The 15,804-nt window shown below is 72.6% G+C and carries 17 protein-coding genes; 12 read left to right on the top strand and 5 right to left on the bottom strand.

Annotation, left to right across the window (positions count from 1 at the left end; genetic code table 11):
• Positions 1–87 precede the first annotated feature (87 nt).
• A complete protein-coding gene (locus E1269_RS30845; RefSeq protein ID WP_131901903.1) occupies positions 88–390 on the top strand; it encodes a hypothetical protein in 303 nt (100 codons plus the stop codon).
• Here the strand turns inward: E1269_RS30845 and E1269_RS30850 are convergent.
• Positions 327–1,346, bottom strand: a complete 1,020-nt coding sequence (locus E1269_RS30850) for a LacI family DNA-binding transcriptional regulator (RefSeq protein WP_131901905.1) — start codon at positions 1,344–1,346, stop codon at positions 327–329. The two genes, E1269_RS30845 and E1269_RS30850, sit on opposite strands and share 64 nt — an antisense overlap.
• A gap of 133 nt (positions 1,347–1,479) precedes the next feature.
• Here E1269_RS30850 and E1269_RS30855 point away from each other — a divergent pair, with 133 nt between their 5' ends.
• The 5 genes from E1269_RS30855 to E1269_RS30875 all read left to right on the top strand — a co-directional run bounded on the left by E1269_RS30855 (position 1,480) and on the right by E1269_RS30875 (position 7,009).
• Entirely contained in the window at positions 1,480–2,751 is a 1,272-nt protein-coding gene (locus tag E1269_RS30855) for an ABC transporter substrate-binding protein (protein WP_162606709.1), read from the top strand.
• Positions 2,752–2,760: 9 nt separating this feature from the next.
• Positions 2,761–3,681 carry a carbohydrate ABC transporter permease gene (locus tag E1269_RS30860; RefSeq protein WP_131901909.1) on the top strand — a complete coding sequence of 307 codons (921 nt, stop codon included), beginning with the start codon at positions 2,761–2,763 and terminating at the stop codon, positions 3,679–3,681.
• Positions 3,671–4,585, top strand: a complete 915-nt coding sequence (locus E1269_RS30865) for a carbohydrate ABC transporter permease (RefSeq protein ID WP_131901911.1) — start codon at positions 3,671–3,673, stop codon at positions 4,583–4,585. The genes E1269_RS30860 and E1269_RS30865 overlap by 11 nt, the downstream gene beginning before the upstream one ends.
• 38 nt (positions 4,586–4,623) lie before the next feature.
• Entirely contained in the window at positions 4,624–5,964 is a 1,341-nt protein-coding gene (locus E1269_RS30870; protein ID WP_131901913.1) for a sulfatase family protein, read from the top strand.
• Positions 5,965–6,166: 202 nt separating this feature from the next.
• Positions 6,167–7,009: an SMP-30/gluconolactonase/LRE family protein gene (locus E1269_RS30875; protein WP_131901915.1), complete on the top strand. Its 843-nt coding sequence runs from the start codon at positions 6,167–6,169 to the stop codon at positions 7,007–7,009.
• A 26-nt stretch (positions 7,010–7,035) separates the two neighbouring features.
• Here E1269_RS30875 and E1269_RS30880 read toward each other — a convergent pair whose 3' ends face one another.
• The 4 genes from E1269_RS30880 to E1269_RS30895 are packed head-to-tail and all read right to left on the bottom strand — an operon-like array spanning position 7,036 to position 11,287.
• Positions 7,036–8,070, bottom strand: coding sequence for an NAD-dependent epimerase/dehydratase family protein (locus E1269_RS30880; RefSeq protein WP_131901917.1), 1,035 nt, complete (start codon positions 8,068–8,070; stop codon positions 7,036–7,038).
• 26 nt (positions 8,071–8,096) lie between these two features.
• Positions 8,097–9,353: a hypothetical protein gene (locus E1269_RS30885; RefSeq protein WP_131901919.1), complete on the bottom strand. Its 1,257-nt coding sequence runs from the start codon at positions 9,351–9,353 to the stop codon at positions 8,097–8,099.
• 30 nt (positions 9,354–9,383) lie between these two features.
• Entirely contained in the window at positions 9,384–10,592 is a 1,209-nt protein-coding gene (locus E1269_RS30890) for a sensor histidine kinase (protein WP_131901921.1), read from the bottom strand.
• Positions 10,589–11,287 carry a response regulator transcription factor gene (locus E1269_RS30895; RefSeq protein WP_203434252.1) on the bottom strand — a complete coding sequence of 233 codons (699 nt, stop codon included), beginning with the start codon at positions 11,285–11,287 and terminating at the stop codon, positions 10,589–10,591. The genes E1269_RS30890 and E1269_RS30895 overlap by 4 nt, the downstream gene beginning before the upstream one ends.
• A gap of 113 nt (positions 11,288–11,400) precedes the next feature.
• On the opposite strand from E1269_RS30895, the gene E1269_RS30900 reads away from it, so the two are divergent.
• The 6 genes from E1269_RS30900 to E1269_RS30925 are packed head-to-tail and all read left to right on the top strand — an operon-like array spanning position 11,401 to position 15,642.
• Positions 11,401–12,042, top strand: coding sequence for a TIGR04282 family arsenosugar biosynthesis glycosyltransferase (locus tag E1269_RS30900; RefSeq protein ID WP_131901925.1), 642 nt, complete (start codon positions 11,401–11,403; stop codon positions 12,040–12,042).
• Positions 12,039–13,181 (top strand): molybdopterin-dependent oxidoreductase, encoded by a 1,143-nt coding sequence (locus tag E1269_RS30905; protein ID WP_131901927.1) that lies wholly within the window; start codon positions 12,039–12,041, stop codon positions 13,179–13,181. The genes E1269_RS30900 and E1269_RS30905 overlap by 4 nt, the downstream gene beginning before the upstream one ends.
• Positions 13,178–13,618 carry a hypothetical protein gene (locus E1269_RS30910; protein WP_131901929.1) on the top strand — a complete coding sequence of 147 codons (441 nt, stop codon included), beginning with the start codon at positions 13,178–13,180 and terminating at the stop codon, positions 13,616–13,618. The genes E1269_RS30905 and E1269_RS30910 overlap by 4 nt, the downstream gene beginning before the upstream one ends.
• A complete protein-coding gene (locus tag E1269_RS33165; protein ID WP_203434253.1) occupies positions 13,615–14,205 on the top strand; it encodes a methyltransferase domain-containing protein in 591 nt (196 codons plus the stop codon). Before E1269_RS30910 ends, E1269_RS33165 begins: the two co-directional genes overlap by 4 nt.
• Positions 14,202–14,882, top strand: a complete 681-nt coding sequence (locus tag E1269_RS30920; RefSeq protein ID WP_203434254.1) for a glycosyltransferase — start codon at positions 14,202–14,204, stop codon at positions 14,880–14,882. Before E1269_RS33165 ends, E1269_RS30920 begins: the two co-directional genes overlap by 4 nt.
• Positions 14,872–15,642, top strand: a complete 771-nt coding sequence (locus E1269_RS30925) for an S-methyl-5'-thioadenosine phosphorylase (RefSeq protein WP_131901932.1) — start codon at positions 14,872–14,874, stop codon at positions 15,640–15,642. The genes E1269_RS30920 and E1269_RS30925 overlap by 11 nt, the downstream gene beginning before the upstream one ends.
• The last annotated feature ends 162 nt before the right edge of the window (positions 15,643–15,804 follow it).

Raw genomic sequence — 15,804 nt, forward strand, 5'->3', positions numbered from 1 at the left:
CCTACGACAAACCACCCGAACCCATCGGCCCCACCACCGAAGCGCCCCCCGACCCACTCGTTGCCACCGACCCGCCACCCTTCTGACGTGCTCGACGACTGCTTCACGAAGGAGGCGCTGTTCGCCAGGCGTGACTACGTCGAGGACAACCCGGACGTGGCCCTGGCGGTGGCCTGCGCGAACCTGGAAGCGAACGCCTGGTTCCACGACGACCCCGACGCCTGGGTCGACCTCGCTGTGGAAACGCTGGCCGACGCGATGCTCGACAACGGCGACATCGCCCAGACCGATGAACCGCTCGGAGCCCTGGGCTGCGCCAGCCGAGGTCAGGAGAGGGGGTCCTCGTCCACGCAGCCGCACGAGCCGCGGGCCTGGAGCCTGCTGTCGTAGCGGCGATGCGTGGGTACGTAGCTGCCGTCCTTGGACGCGAGTAGCTCGGCGACCGCGTCCTTGGCCATCTCCTCGACCGGCTGGCGCATGGTGCTCAGGCCGGGCCAGGTGTACTCGGCCTCGGTGGAGCCGTCGAAGGAGACGATGGCGATGTCGTCGGGGATGCGCAGCCCGGCTTCATGGACGGCGCGCAGCGCGCCAACCCCTTGGGCGTCGCAGCTGGTGAACAGCGCGGACAGCTCGCCGTGGCTGGCGACCAGCCGCTTCGCGGCCTTGTAGCCGCTGAAGCGCGACGGGCTTGCCGGTACGAGCGGCCCTTCGGGCAGCCCGGCCTCGGCCAGGGCGCGCGACCAGCCCGCCTCCCGCCCGTCGGGGACGTCGGTCGTCGGCCCGCTGATCATGCCGATGCGCTCGTGGCCGTGGTCGATGAGGTGGCGGACGGCGGTGTACGCGCCGGCCTCCAGGTCGGCCCCGACAGAGGGGACCGACTCGACGGAGCCGGCGTTGCCCAGGAGCAGGATCGGCAGGCCGGAGGCGGTCACGTCGGAGATGTCCGGCTCGGGCTCGACACTGGCCAGGAGGATGCCGTCGACCTGCCGGTTGACCAGGTTGCGCAGGTGGTCGCGCTCCCTGGCGGCCGAGGCGCGCGAGTTCGTGCTGATCACTGCGAAGCCGTGAGCCTTCGCGGCGTCCTCGATGAGGTTGGCGAGCTCCACGAACAGCGCGTTGCCGGCGGCGGAGAGCACCAGGCCGAGGATCTCCTGTGAGTGCAGCTTCAGAGCCCGCGCCGCCGCGTTGGGGCGGTATCCGAGCACCTTGATGGCCTCGAGGACCCGCGCCTCGGTCTCGGGCCGGACCCGCTTCGGGCCCTTGTTGAGAACGTAGCTGACGACCGCAGGGCTCACCCTCGCGTACCGGGCCACGTCCTCGCGGACCACCGCCTTGCGCGTCGACATGCGGCCAGCATACCCGGGTGGCGATGTTGATACGAGTAACCGCCTTTTACGTGCGCAATTGACACTACGGCATCTACGAGTAGAGTACCTGACACCTTCGGCTGAGAAAGGGAGCGCAATGAGATCAGCAACGATGCGGCTCACGGCCCTCGCGGTCGCGGTGCTCTTCGCGAGCTCCTGCGGGATCATGTCGGCCGGCGACGATGACACCGCCGACGGCGCCACCGATGTCCTGCGTGTCTCCTGCTTCGGCAATGACCAGCGCATCCAGCGCGTCGAGACCGCGATCGCGGCCTTCGAGGAGGCGAACGACGGCGTCGAGGTGCAGCTGGAATGCACCGGCTTCGCCAACTACTTCGACAAGCTGGCCACTCAGTTCGCCGCCAGGGACGCGCCCGACGTCGTGATGCTCAACAGCCAGGTCCTCGGCGAGTACGCCGAGCGCGGCGCCCTGCACGAGCTCGGCGACTCGGTGGACACCTCGAAGTTCAGTGAGGTCGCCGCCGCCGAGGGGACGACCGCCGACGGCCGCTTCGGCGTGGCGGCCGGGCTCAACACGATGACGGTCCTGGCGAACCGGGAGATCTTCGACGCCGCCGGGGTCGAGCTACCCGACGACAGCACCTGGACCTGGGACCAGTACGCCACGCTCGCCGCCACGATCACCGGTCAGGGCGCCGAGAACCTGTACGGCTCGGACGCGCCGAACTTCGGTCCGGCGTTCGAGCTGTGGCTGCGGCAGCAGGGCTCGGAGATGTTCACCGAGGACGGCGAGCTCGGCTTCACCGCGTCGGACGTCACGGACTTCTTCGTCTACGTCCAGGGACTGGCCCAGAGCGGCGCTATCCCGCCGGCCTCGATCATCACCGAACAGCAGGAGGCGCTCGAGCAGAGCGGCGTGGCGACCAACAAGGACGCGATGGGCTGGTTCTGGAACTCCGCAATAGGAGCGGTGTCCAAGGCGTCTGGGGCCGACATCGTGATCCTCCGCCCGCCGAGCGCGACCGGTTCGTCCGCGGACGCCGGGCTGTTCTTCAAGCCGGACTCCCTGTGGACCATCAGCGGCGACGCCGAGCACAAGGACCACGCCGAGGCCTTCATCGACTTCATGGTCAACAGCACCGAGGCCGGCCTGGCCACGCTCACGAGCCTCGGAATCCCGGCCAACTCCGACGTCCGAGCGGCGATCGCCGCTGAGGTGACCGGGAGCGACAAAGTGTCGCTGGAGTACATCGACGAGATCAGCGACGAGCTCGGACCGCAGCGGCCGGCGTTGCCGTCCGGGGCCGGCATCGTCGACACGACGTTCCACCGCTTCGCCATGGAGGTCCTGTTCGATCGGCTGACGCCGGACGCCGCGGCGGGGCAGCTCGTGGAGGAGCTCGACGCGGCGCTCGAGAAGTAGGTCCACGTTGTGAGTGTCGATGCTGAGCTGAGGCAGCTGCGCGCCGGTCGCGGCGGCAGGTCCTCGACCGACCGGTCGGCCTACGGCTTCCTCGCGCCGTGGATCATCGGGCTGGTCGTCATCACGGCGGGACCGATCATCGCGTCGCTGGTCCTCAGCTTCACCGACTACAACCTCCTGCAGGACCCGAGCTGGATCGGGCTGGACAACTTCCGCCAGATGCTCTCCGACGAGCGGCTGCACCATTCGCTGCGGGTGACCGTCACCTACGTCGTCCTCGGCGTCCCGCTCCAGCTCGGGCTGGCGCTGGCCATCGCGGTCCTGCTCAACCGTGGGATGCGAGGGCTGGCGCTGTACCGGTCGGTGCTCTACCTGCCCTCGCTGCTGGGCGGGTCGGTGGCGGTCGCGATCCTGTGGCGGCAGATCTTCGGCACCGAGGGCATGATCAATCGGGCGCTCTCGTATGTCGGGATCGACGGGATCGGCTGGATCTCCGACCCGCGTACCGCCCTCTACAGCATCATCGCTCTGCACGTGTGGACCTTCGGGGCGCCGATGGTGATCTTCCTGGCCGGGCTCCGGCAGATCCCGACGACGTACTACGAGGCGGCGTCGGTGGACGGCGCCGGACGGTGGCATTCGTTCCGGCACATCACGCTGCCGCTGCTCACGCCGATCATCTTCTTCAACGTCGTGCTGCAGATCATCTCGGCGTTCCAGGCCTTCACCCAGGCCTTCATCATCTCCGGCGGCACCGGCGGCCCGTCGGACTCCACCCTCTTCTACACGCTCTACCTGTACGAGAAGGGGTTCGGCCAGCTCGACATGGGATACGCGGCGGCGCTGGCCTGGCTGCTGCTCGTCATCATCGCCGTCTTCACCGCCATCAACTTCTACGTCGCGAAGTTCTGGGTCTTCTATGACAACTGACACCTCACGGCCGACGACCACGCGATCGGGCGCGTCGGCGCACCCGGAGCAGCGGCAGCGGCGAGCCGTCCGCCGGCACCGTCGCCGGTCGAGCCTGGTGAAACACCTCGTCCTCATCGGCGCTTGCCTGCTGATGATCTATCCGCTGGTCTGGATGGTCGTCAGCTCGCTCCGGCCCGAAGGCGAGGTGTTTCGTCAGTCCGGCCTGCTCCTGACCGACCCGCAGCCGGAGAACTACGCCCGCGGCTGGGACGCCCTTCGCTACCCGTTCGGCCATTACCTGCTCAACTCCCTCGCCGTGGTGGCCTTCAGCATCATCGGGAACCTGGTGTCCTGCTCCATGGCGGCCTACGCGTTCGCGCGGCAGAACTTCCGCGGCCGTCGGCTGCTGTTCGCGATCATGCTCGTCAGCATCATGCTGCCGCTGCACGTCGTGATCGTGCCGCAGTACGTCCTCTTCTCGTCGCTCGGCTGGGTCAACACCCTCCTTCCGCTGGTGTTGCCGAAGTTCCTCGCCACCGACGCGTTCTTCGTTTTCCTCATGGTGCAGTTCATCCGCGGGATCCCGCGGGAGCTCGACGAGGCCGCACGCATCGACGGCGCAGGTCACGTCGTCATCTTCACCAGGATCATCCTGCCGCTGCTCGTGCCCGCGCTCGCCACCACGACGATCTTCACGTTCATCTGGACGTGGAACGACTTCCTGACTCCGCTCATCTACCTGACCTCGCCCGAGGCCTACACGGTGCCGGTCGCGCTGCGTTCGTTCGTCGACGCCCAGGGTGAGACGTCCTGGGCCGCGCTGTTCTCCATGTCCGTCGTCTCGCTACTCCCGGTGTTCATCGCCTTCCTCGTCGGTCAGCGACTGCTGGTCAAGGGGATCGCCACCACCGGGCTCAAGTAGCCGAACCCGATCACCAAGCAGCGAGGGAGTACCCACCCGTGACACAGAGCGCAAGGCCCAACATCGTCCTCATCCACTGGCACGACACCGGCCGCTACCTCGGCGCGTACGGCCGGACGCACGCGCGGACCCCGCACCTGGACGCGCTCGCGCGCGACGCCGTGGTCTTCGACAACGCCTTCTCGACCGCTCCGCTGTGCTCGCCGGCGAGAGGCTCGCTGTTCACGGGGCGCTACCCGCACAGCAACGGACTGATGGGCCTGGCACACCTGGGCTGGGAGTACCACGCCAACGAGCAGACGCTGCCCATGCTGCTGGCGCCGCACGGCTACGAGTCGGTCCTCGTCGGCTTGCAGCACGAGAGCGCAGACGCGTCCACGCTGGGCTACGACGAGGTGATCGACGTCAACGCCGACCGGCAGGCAGCCCCCGTCGTCGCCGAGCTGGCGGTCGACAAGCTCGGCACCCTCGCGCAGAGCGACACGCCCTTCCTCATGGTCGTCGGCATGTTCGAACCGCACCGGCCCTTTCCCGCCCACCGTTTCCCCACCTCCGACACGGCGCCGGTCGACGTGCCGCCCTATCTGCCCGCCAGCGAGGGCGTACTGGAGGACCTGCGGGCGTTCAACGCCGCCGTCACCTACGCCGACGAGGCGACCGGCCGCATCCTCACCCGCCTGCGTGAGCTGGGGCTGTACGACAACACGATCGTCGTGTTCACCACCGACCACGGCATACCCTTCCCGCGCGCCAAGTCCACCCTGTTCGACTCCGGCATCGAGGTGGCCCTGCTGGTTCGGCTGCCCGGCAGCACCCCGCCGCGGCCGCGTTGCCCGGACCTGGTCAGTCACGTCGACCTCGTGCCCACTCTGCTGGACGTCGTCGGCGCACCCGTGCCCGTCCGCGTGCAGGGCGTCAGCTTCGCGGCCCAGCTCGGCCACGGCGAGACCGGGCAGCGGCGCGAGGAGATCTACGCGGAGAAGAACTGGCACGGCCTGCGCCAGTACGACCCGATCCGATGCGTGCGCACCAACCGGTACAAGTACATCGTCAGCTATGAGGAACGGCCGATGGTGCCGCTGCCCGTCGACATCGCCATCTCACCGTCCGCCATCGGGGTCGACGACGCGGCGCCGCGCTCCCCGGTCGAGCTCTACGACCTGGAGGCCGATCCGCACGAGACCCGCAACCTGGCCGGTCAGGAGGCACTGGTCGAGACCGAGAAGGACCTGGCCGAACGGCTGGCGAGTTGGCAGCACGGCACCCAGGACCCGCTCCTGCACGGCCTGATCCCCGCCGCCCGGCGCGCCGCGTCCAACCGCGGCGCCCATCCGAACCGCACCGAGGTGATCGAGCCCCAGTTCGTCCAGCGCAGCTGACACCACCGGGTCGACGAGGGAGACGTCGGATGGTGACGGTCTCGTCGCCTGAACGCACCAAACGTCGATCAGCGGTCGATCGATCGGAGTCCGTGATCCTGGTGCACGGGCGTGCCAGGGTGAGCTTCTGCGGCTCGTCGCGATGAGTTCGCGCCGTCGAGATGGTCAGTTCAGTCATCGAGGCAGAAGGGGAGCGATGACGATGCCTGACGTCCGGACCCTCGTGACCGGCCGCGGCCTGGTCGAGGCGCCTCGCTGGCACGGCGACCGGCTGTACTTCTCCGACTGGTCCGCGGGCGAGGTGATCGCGGTCGACCTGGCCGGTGCCAGTGAGGTGGTCGCGCGGGTGGAGTCGTTCCCGCTGTGCACCGACTGGCTCCCGGACGGCCGCATGCTGCTGGTCTCGTCGCAGGAGGGGCGGATGCTGTGTCAGGAGGCCGACGGGTCCCTGCAGACCTACGCGGAGCTCGGCAAGGCCGGCTGGAACGACATCGTGGTGGACGGGCGGGGCAACGCCTACGTGAACGCCATCGGGTTCGACATGATGGCCGGGGAGGAGTTCCAGCCCGGCTTCGTCGCCGTGGTCACCGCGGACGGCTCGGTCGGTCAGGTGGCCGACGACATCGCCTTCCCCAACGGGATGGCGGTCACGCCGGACAACGCCACCCTGATCGTCGCCGACTCCTACCGGCACAGCCTGGTGGCCTTCGACATCGACGCGGACGGCGGACTGTCCAACCGGCGGGTCTGGGCCGACCTGGGCGAGAGCTACCCGGACGGAATCTGCGTCGACGCCGACGGTGCGGTCTGGTACGCCGACGTCCCCAACCGGTGGTGCCGGCGAGTCGCCGCCGGCGGCGAGGTGCTGCGAACCGTCACCCTCGACCGGGGCGGTTTCGCCTGCGTGCTCGGCGGTCCCGACGGGCGGACGCTGTTCGTCACCGCCGCGCGGTGGCAGGACGCGTCCGAGACCGGACCGGTGCCGCCCGGGTCCGGCCAGGTCCTCACCACCCGGGTCGAAGTACCGGCGGCCGGCTGGCCGTGATCGCCTGCCTGGCGACCACGCGCCGATCAGGGGCGGAGCGGGGCGTGGGCGAACTCGGCCAGGCCGCCGGCGAAGTCAGTGCGGGCCTCGAAGCCGAGGACCTGGGCTGCCCGTGCCGGCGAGGCGACCACGTGCCGGACGTCGCCGAGCCGGTACTCGCCGGTGACCTCGGGCTCGGGAGCGCCCGGGCCGGCGGCCGCGCACAACGCCGTCGCGAGGTCCAGGACGCTGTGCGGGTCGCCGCTGGCGACGTTGAGCGCGCCGTTCCACGCCGACGCGAGCGCCAGCACGTTGGCCCGGGCGACGTCGCGCACGTGGACGAAGTCGCGGAGCTGGCCGCCGTCCTCGAACACCCGGGGCGGCTCACCGGCGGCCAGGGCACTGCGGAAGATGCTGGCGACGCCGGCGTACGGGGTGTCGCGTGGCATTCGCGGCCCGTAGACGTTGTGGTAGCGCAGCGCGCACACCGACGCGCCTGTCTCGCGCCCGTACACGGCGGCGAGGTGCTCGGTGTGCACCTTGGTTGCGGCGTAGACGTTGCGCGGGTCCAGTGGGGCGTCCTCGCCCACCCGGTCCCAGGTCAGCGGGGCCCCGCAGGCCGGGCAGGGCGGCTCGAACCGGCCGGCGTCGAGGTCGTCCACGCGTCGCGGACCCGGCTCGACCACGCCGTGCGCGGCGCAGCGGTAGCGCCCCTCGCCGTAGACGACCATCGACGACGCCACCACGAGCCGGCCGGCGAACCGGCGCCGCCACAGGGCTCGCAGCAGCACCGCGGTGCCGAGGTCGTTGTCGGACACGTAGGCGGTGACGTCGTCGAGATCGACGCCCAGGCCCACCCGGGCCGCCTGGTGGCACACCGCGTCGGCCCCGGCCACCGCCCGGGCGACCGCGTCCTCGTCGCGGACGTCGACCACCCGCAGATCGGCGGCCGCCGGCAGCGTCGGCGGTTCCCGATGCGCCACCAGCGAGTCGACGACGACGACGTCGGCGCCCTGGCCGACCAGCTGCTCGACGATGTGACCGCCGACGAACCCGGCACCGCCCGTCACCACCACCCGCACCACTCAGGACCTCCCGCGATCGGCCGTCACCACGGCGTCCGCAGTGCGGCCTGCAGCACCACGGCCACCATCACGTGAACCCAGAGCCACCAGCGCGACCGCAGCGCCCCGCCAGCCAGCAGCACCAGCGGCATGAACGGCTGCCAGATCCGCTCGGTCTCCGCCTTCGACAGCCCGGACAGGTCGGCCAGCAGCACCGCCGCCAGGCCCGAGCCGACGACCAGCCAGGCCCGCCGGTCGCGCAGCAGCGCCAGCCCGGCCACCGTCGCCGGCCCGAGCGCCAGCGCGAGCACGGCGAGGTTGGCCACCACGAAGTACTCGTACGGCCGGACCGCGCCGACGCCCGCGTAGTACCGCTCCCGGGTCATGTCCAGACCGTCGAGCCACCAGAAGCCCCACGCCAGCGGCAGCGCGACGACTGCCGCGCCGGCCACCGCCGCGACCGCCAGCGCCAGCGGCCGGCGCCGCCACAGCGTGATTGCCGCGAGCGGCACGGCCAGCAGCGCCACCCCGTACGACAGCAGCAGCGACGCGCCGAACAGCGCACCGCCGCCGACGGCGAGCCCGGCCCAGGCCCGCGACCGGCCTAAAGCCCGGGACCGGCCCGTCGCCAGCACCACCAGTGCGGCACCGCTGAGTGCCAGGCCGCCGAAGACCACGTCGGCGTTCGTGTGCCACACCGCGGCCGGCGTCAGCGCGACGAACGGCGCCGCCTGCCGCGTGAACTCGTCGCCGGCCACGTCGCGGCTCAGGACCAGCACCGCGACCACGGCGGCCGCCACCCCGGCCATCGCCAGCACCGTGTGCCAGGCCGTCCCGGACAGTCCGGCCCGCGCCGCCGCCCACAGCGCCACCATCAGGCCGGGCGGATGGGCCTGCAGGTGCACCGGGACGGCGTCCTGACCAGCGACGTAACCGCGCAAGAAGGCCGCCGGACCACCTGCCGCGTCGACCAGGCCGAGGTGGCGTCCGTATGCCTGCTCGATGTCGCCGAAGCCGTCGCGGCCGTCGACGGCGCCCAGCGCCAGGCTCCACCCGACAGCCGTCGTCGCCGTCGCCACGAGGACCCGGCGCCACGGCCACCGCCGGGCCACGGCCGGCAACACGACCGCGCCCGCGGCCCCGGCGGCGACCGGGAGCACCAGCCGCCAGGTCAGCACCAGGTCCCACTCGCCGTACAGCGGGACGGCACCGAGCTTCAGCCCCTCGAGGTCCGGCAGCGCCAGGCCCCACACCCGGGCGGCGACCAGCAGCAGCGCCCATCCCGTGAGCGCGGCGGCCACCGGCCACCGCCGCGGCGTGGACGGCACCGCTCACGCCGGCAACCGGATGGTGAACCGGCAGCCCCGCTCGTGGTTCGCCACCTCGACCGAGCCGTCGTGCGCCTCGACCAGCCCGCGGGCGATCGCCAGCCCCAGCCCGCCACCGCCGGCATCGCGACCACGGGTGACGTCGCCGCGGAAGGCGACGTCGAACACCCGGGCCAGGTCCGGCTCGGGAATGCCGCCGCACTCGTCGACGACCTGGAGCACGGCGCCGTCGCCGTCGCGCTCGGAACGGACCACGACGCGGCCACCGGCCGGCGTGTGCCGGATGGCGTTGTCGAGCAGGTTGTTCAGCGCCCGGGTGAACTCGCGTGCCGACACCTCCACGCGCGGCAGCGGGTCCAGCTGCTCCATGAGCCGCACGCCCTTGACCGAGGCCTGGGAGGCCGCGCCGGCCAGCGCGTCCGCGACCGCGTCGCTCAGGCAGACGGTCTCGGCACCGAGCCGCAGGGTGCCGCTGTTGATGCGCGACAGCTCGAACAGGTCGTCCACCAGCTCCGTCAGCCGTTCGGCGTCACCGCGGATCTGGCGGTGGTAGCGCACGACGGTGTCGGGGTCGTCGGCGACGGCGTCGTCGAGGGCCTCGGCCATCGCCCGGATGGTCGCCAGTGGGCTGCGCAGGTCGTGCGAGACCCAGGCGATGAGCTCGCGCCGCGACGCCTCCAACGCCCGCTCGCGGCTGCGCGACTCGTCGAGGCGGGCCGACACGTCGGCCAGCTGCGCCGCGAGCGCGGTCAGCTCGCCGGGCCCGGTCACACCGTGGCCGGCGGAGGCGTCGGGCGCGCCGTCGACCATCGTCCGGGCCAGGTCGCCGACGTGGCGGGTGCCGGCGTCGATGTCGTCGCCCAGCTGCAGCGCGGCGCCGACCGCCACCGCCGTCGCCACCGCGACGACGATGAACAGCGCCACGAGGTCGTGCGTCGAGATGAACATGGCCAGCGCCGCGGCCACCACGCCGGCCACCGTCACCAGCAACGACGACACCGCCACCACCAGCGCCTGGGCGCGCACCGGCCGGCCCCGGAAGCGCCGCAGCACCATCGCGCCGGCCAGGAAGGCAGCGCCTGACCCCAGCCCGGCCACGGTCACGAGCACGACGGTGTCGCTGGTCGGGATGCCGGCCGACGCGGCGATGACGCCGGCCACGATGAGTCCGGCCGCGAGTACCGCGACGGTGGCGGTTCGACGGGGCGTCATGGCTGGAACCGGTAGCCGACGCCGCGGACGGTGAGCAGGTGGCGCGGGCTGGACGGGTCCGGCTCCACCTTCTCGCGCAGTCGCCGGATGTGCACGGTGACGGTGGACGTGTCGCCGAAGCTCCAGCCCCACACCGATTCGAGCAGTTCTTCGCGGCGGTAGGCTCGCCCCGGGTTGGTCATGAAGTGCACGAGCAGATCGAACTCCTTGGTGGTGAGTGACACCAGCTCGCCGTCGCGGCGCACCTGGTGGGCGACCAGGTCGATCTCGCACCCGGCGCCGGTGAGCAGCTGGGCCGCCGACGACACGACGTTGCCGGCGGCGGCGCGGCGCAGGACCGCCTTGACCCGGGCGGACAGCTCCCGCGGCGAGAACGGCTTGGTGACGTAGTCGTCGGCGCCGATCTCCAGGCCGGCGATGCGGTCGTCCTCCTCGCCGAGCGCGGTCAGCATGACCACCGGGATCGGCGCCACCGCGCGCAGCCGCCGGCAGACCTCGAGCCCGTCGAGGCCGGGCAGCATGAGGTCGAGCACGACCAGGTCGGGCAGCGTGTCCAGGGCTCGGGCGAGGCCGGCGGTGCCGTCGGCGGCATAGTCCACGTCGAAGCCGTCGCGGCGCAGGTACCGCCCCACCACCTCCGATAGCGCGGGGTCGTCGTCGACGACGAGGACCCGCTGCCCGGCCGCTGCTTCCATGGCACCAACCATGCCACCGGCGTGGCGGTCCCGCCGCAGGTCGGGCCTTGGCGGCGGGAGAGTTTCGGACTTCGTAAGGATCATCCGGCCGCGGCGTCCCTACGGTCGAGAGCGTGACGGCAACCCATCTGCTCGTGGTGGCCAAGGAGCCGGTGCCCGGCCGGGTGAAAACCCGGTTGTGCCCGCCGCTGGACCCCGCCGATGCGGCGGAGGTGGCCGCGGCGGCCCTCGCGGACACCCTGGACGCGGTGGCGCGGTGCGGCGCCGACCGGCGCATCCTGGCGCTGGACGGACGGCCGGGCCCGTGGCTGCCCCCGGGCTTCGAGGTCGTGCCGCAGGTCGCGGGGCCGCTCGGGGTCCGGCTGGCGGCGGCCTGGCGCCACGCCAGCGGGCCGGGCCTGCAGATCGGCATGGACACTCCGCAGGTCACCCCGGACCTCCTGGACGAGGCGCTGGACCTGCTGACCGGGCGCGGGGCGCCCGACGCGGTGCTGGGGCCGGCGGCCGACGGCGGCTGGTGGGCACTGGGCCTGCGACGGTGGCGGCGCGGGGTGTTCGACGGGGTGCCGATGAGCACGCCGTACACCGGGGCTGCCCAAGCCGGCCGGCTGCGTTCGCTGGGCCTGCACGTGGCCTCCCTGGACACGCTGCGGGACGTGGACACCGTGGCCGACGCCGTCGAGGTCGCCGCCGCGGCGCCGTCGACCGAGACGGCGCGGGTCGTCCACTCACTGCTCGCGGGGACGCCGCGATGAGCGTGGCCGCCGCCCGGGACCGTGCGTTGCGCCGGCCGGTGCACGACGACCGGACCGCCGCGATCCTCGGCCTCGCGCTCGGCCTGTGCTTCCTGGTCTGCTTCCTGACCGGTGTCTGGTCGCACCTCCAGCAGCACCCGCCCGGATGGCTGACGCTGCCGCCGCGCCCGTCCTGGCTCTACCGCGTCACCCAGGGCACGCACGTGGCCACCGGCTACGCGACCGTGCCGCTGCTGCTGGCGAAGCTGTGGTCGGTGTACCCGCGGCTGTTCCGCTGGCCGCCGGTGCGCGGCGTGGCGCACGCGGTGGAGCGGGCGATGCTGGTGCCGCTGGTGTGCGGTGCCGTCTTCATGTTGGTGTCCGGCATCGCGAACGTCTCGCGGTGGTACCCATGGGGCTTCTACTTCCCGGCCGCCCACTACGCGGTCGCCTGGATCACCATCGGTTCGCTGGTCGTCCATGTCGGCGCCAAGGCGGCGCTCACGAGGGCCGCCCTCTCCCGGTCGTCGCCCCGGCGGCCGACGCCGTCTGGGACGCTCGGGCGGCGCGGGTTCCTCGCCTCCGTGGCGGCGGCCGTCGGCATCGTCACCGTCACGACGGCCGGGCAGACGGTGCCGGCGCTGCGCCCGGCGACGCTGTTCGCGCAGCGCCGCACCGACATCGGCTCCCAGGGCCTACCGGTCAACAAGAGCGCGGCCCAGGCCGGCGTCACCGAGTCCGCCGCCGACGACGGATACCGGCTGCGGGTCACCGGCGACGTCGGGCAGGAGCTGGTCCTCACGGCCGGCGAGCTCGACGACCTGGCCCGGCACGAGGTCGAGCTGTCGATCGCCTGCGTCGAGGGCTGGAGCGCGTCGGCGCACTGGCGCGGCGTCCCGGTGGCGGAGCTGCTCGACCTGGTCGGCGTGCCGCGCGGCCGCGCGATCACCGTCGTCGTCGAGTCACTGCAGCGCGGCGGCCGCTATCGCAGCTCGGAGCTGAACCACCTGCAGGCGCGCGACCCCGACACCGTGCTGGCGGTCGCGGTCAACGGCGAGCGGCTGAACCTCGACCACGGCTTCCCCTGCCGGCTGATCGGCCCGAACCGTCCCGGCGTACTGCAGACGAAGTGGGTGTCGGAGCTGGTGGTGCGCGCATGACCCGGGACAGGGACCCGCACCTCCCGGCCGGGCCGGTGTTCTGGTCCTGCCTGGCCGTCGGGGCCGGTGTCGTGGGGTATGGGCTGACCGTGCTCTGGAACGACCGGGCCGACACGCATCCGGCCGAGCTGGTGGTGTGGCTCGCCGGCGCGGGCGTGGTCCACGACGCCGTCATCGCCCCGGCCGTGGTGCTCGCGGCGTGGCTGAGCGGACGGCTGGCGGCACCGGCACGCACGCCCGTGCGGCTAGGCCTGGCCCTGTCGGCGGTCCTCACGCTGATGTTCTGGCCGGTCGTGCGGGGGTGGGGCCGGTCGCCGTCGGTGCCGAGTGCGCTGCCGCTGGACTACGGGCGCAACCTCGTGATCGTGCTGGCCGCCGTCTGGGCGGTGGTCGGTGTCGCCGTCGCGGCCCGGCACCTGGCGGCGGGCCGGCGATGACGATCATCCTTCGCCGGCGCGACGGCGCGGCGCAGCCGCTCGCCCTCGACCACTGGGTCGCCCCGGCGACCCCGGCCGAGCGCGCCCTGCTCGCGGCGCTGCCCGGCCCGGTGCTCGACCTCGGGTGCGGGCCCGGCCGCCTGGTCGTGGCGCTCGGAGAGCTGGGCATCCCCGCCCTCGGCGTCGACGCCTCCGATCACGCTGTCGCCCACGCGCGGGCACGAGGCGCCCTGGCGCTACGGTACTCGATCTTCGACCGCCTGCCCGGCGAGGGACGGTGGCGCGGCGTCCTGTTGCTCGACGGGAACGTCGGCATCGGCGGCTCGCCGGAGGTGCTGCTCAGCCGGGTGGGCGGGCTGCTCGCACCGGACGGGCACGCGCTGGTCGAGACCGCGCCGCCGGGAGTCGGCACCGTCCGCGCAGAGGCCCGCCTGGAGCGCGACGGCGAGGTCAGCGGCTGGTTCCCGTGGGCCTGGGTGGCCGCCGACGACCTGGCCGCGCTGGCCGGCACCGCCGGGTTGCGGCTCGCCGGATGGCACGAGGCCGACGGACGCTGGATCGCCCGCCTGCGCCGGGAGGCGGCATGATCGACGTCGTGCTGCCGGTGCTGGACGAGGCCGCCGCCATCCCGTGGGTGCTCGAGCGGATGCCGGCCGGATACCGGCCGATCGTCGTCGACAACGGCTCCACCGACGGGTCCGCCCTGGTCGCAGCCGAACGCGGCGCCGACGTCGTCACCGAGCCGCGGCGCGGGTTCGGCGCCGCCTGCTACGCCGGCCTCGCGGCGGCGACCGCGGACCTCGTGTGCTTCATGGACTGCGACGCCTCGCTGGACCCCGCCGACCTGCCGCTCGTCGTCGCGCCGGTCGCCGCCGCCGACGCCGACCTCGTCCTGGGTGCCCGGCGGGCACCTCGCGGCGCGATGCCGCCGCACGCCCGGCTGGCCAACCGCTATCTGGCCCGGCGGGTGCTCGCGCTCACCGGCGTCCGGGTCAGCGACATCGGGCCGATGCGCGCGGCCCGCCGCGGCGCGCTGCTGGACCTGGGGCTGGTGGACCGCCGCTCGGGCTGGCCGCTGGAGATGGTGCTCCGGGCCGGGCTGACCGGCTGGCGCGTCGCCGAACGACCGGTGGGGTACCGGCCGCGGACGGGGCGGAGCAAGGTGACCGGCACGGTCCAGGGGAGTGCGCGGGCCGTCCTGGACATGCGGCGACAGCTCACCGAGACACGTCAGGCGATCAGGAGGAGCCAGAGTGGACGCTGAGGTCGGGATCTTCGGCGGGTCGGGGTTCTACACGTTCCTGTCCGGCGCGCGGACCGTCCCCGTCGACACCGCGTGGGGCGCACCGTCCGCGCCGGTGACCGTCGCCGACGTCGACGGCGTCCGCGTCGCGTTCCTGCCCCGGCACGGGCGGCACCACGAGCTGCCGCCGCACCGGGTGAACTACCGCGCCAACGTCGACGCGATGCGTCAGCTCGGCGTGCACACGCTGGTGGCACCGTTCGCCGCCGGGTCGCTGCGCCCGGAGATCCGGCCCGGTGACCTCGTCGTCGTCGACCAACTCGTCGACCGGACCTGGGGCCGGGCCGACACGTTCCACGACCGGTTCGACGGCGGCCCGCTGCACGTCTCGCTCGCCGACCCGTACACCCCCCGCGTGCGGCGGGCGCTCCTGGACGCCGGCTCGGACGCTGGCTTCGACGGCGGCGCGAGGATCCACGACGGCGGCACCGTCGTCGTGATCAACGGGCCGCGCTTCTCCACCCGAGCCGAGTCCGCATGGCACCGCCAGGCCGGCTGGCACGTCGTCAACATGACGCAGTACCCCGAGGCGGCGCTGGCGCGGGAGGCGGGGCTGGACTTCGGCGGCCTCGCCCTCGTGACCGACTACGACACCGGCCTCGACAGCGACCCGGACGTGATGCCGGTGACCCAGGAGGTGGTCTTCGACGTGTTCCGCCGCAACATCGACCGAGTCCGAACACTGCTGCTGGCCGCCCTCGCCGACCTGGCGAAGCGGTGAGCGGCGCCCGACGAAACGGAGACTTGATGCGTCCGACCGCTCGTCTCGGCATGGTCGTCGTCCTCCTGGTGCTCGCATCGTGCGGCGCCGGCGACGACGGCGAGGCTGACACCGCTGCGCCCCAGGTGGGGTCGAGCGCCCCCGGCACGGTGACCCCGACCC

Source organism: Jiangella asiatica (assembly GCF_004349065.1).
Lineage (GTDB): Bacteria > Actinomycetota > Actinomycetes > Jiangellales > Jiangellaceae > Jiangella > Jiangella asiatica.

Coding starts and splice junctions, on each gene's coding strand:
- E1269_RS30895 (WP_203434252.1), bottom strand. CDS start 11,287: ATGGAAGCAGCGGCCGGGCAGCGGGTCCTCGTCGTCGACGACGACCCC.
- E1269_RS30910 (WP_131901929.1), top strand. CDS start 13,178: ATGACCCGGGACAGGGACCCGCACCTCCCGGCCGGGCCGGTGTTCTGG.
- E1269_RS30920 (WP_203434254.1), top strand. CDS start 14,202: ATGATCGACGTCGTGCTGCCGGTGCTGGACGAGGCCGCCGCCATCCCG.
- E1269_RS30905 (WP_131901927.1), top strand. CDS start 12,039: ATGAGCGTGGCCGCCGCCCGGGACCGTGCGTTGCGCCGGCCGGTGCAC.
- E1269_RS30875 (WP_131901915.1), top strand. CDS start 6,167: ATGCCTGACGTCCGGACCCTCGTGACCGGCCGCGGCCTGGTCGAGGCG.
- E1269_RS30850 (WP_131901905.1), bottom strand. CDS start 1,346: ATGTCGACGCGCAAGGCGGTGGTCCGCGAGGACGTGGCCCGGTACGCG.
- E1269_RS30890 (WP_131901921.1), bottom strand. CDS start 10,592: ATGACGCCCCGTCGAACCGCCACCGTCGCGGTACTCGCGGCCGGACTC.
- E1269_RS30865 (WP_131901911.1), top strand. CDS start 3,671: ATGACAACTGACACCTCACGGCCGACGACCACGCGATCGGGCGCGTCG.
- E1269_RS30855 (WP_162606709.1), top strand. CDS start 1,480: ATGCGGCTCACGGCCCTCGCGGTCGCGGTGCTCTTCGCGAGCTCCTGC.
- E1269_RS33165 (WP_203434253.1), top strand. CDS start 13,615: ATGACGATCATCCTTCGCCGGCGCGACGGCGCGGCGCAGCCGCTCGCC.